Source organism: Mesorhizobium sp. M4B.F.Ca.ET.143.01.1.1 (assembly GCF_004792275.1).
In the GTDB taxonomy this organism is placed as follows: Bacteria; Pseudomonadota; Alphaproteobacteria; order Rhizobiales; family Rhizobiaceae; genus Mesorhizobium; species Mesorhizobium abyssinicae.
This window is the reverse complement of the sequence record NZ_SRSR01000333.1, coordinates 1-289: the sequence shown is the minus strand read 5'-3', so window position 1 is coordinate 289 and position 289 is coordinate 1. Positions and strand designations below refer to the sequence as shown.

At 65.1% G+C, this 289-nt stretch carries 1 pseudogene; it reads left to right on the top strand.

Features of this window, described 5'->3' with window-relative positions:
- Positions 1 to 275, top strand: a pseudogene (locus tag EN786_RS39620) (hypothetical protein); the annotation flags it as partial.
- Positions 276 to 289 lie beyond the last annotated feature (14 nt).

Genomic DNA, 289 nt, shown 5'->3' with positions numbered 1-289 from the left:
GGAACGACACGCGCTTCAAGCGTCCGGACTTCGACAAGATGGTGCTGGCGGCGCGCGCCGAGCTCGACGAGGCCAAGCGCAAGGCGATGTACCACGACATGGCTGTCATGGTGCGCGACGAAGGCGGCCTGATCCTGCCGATGTTCAACCAGTTCATCGACGCGACAGGGCGGGTACGTGCCGCAGAGGGCCTGATGGCGCCGCCCCTGGGGAAGCGCAACGCGGCGGAGGCACTGGCCGTCACACAAAGTTGCGCGAATACCACCGGACGCTAGCTATACTCTTGCAC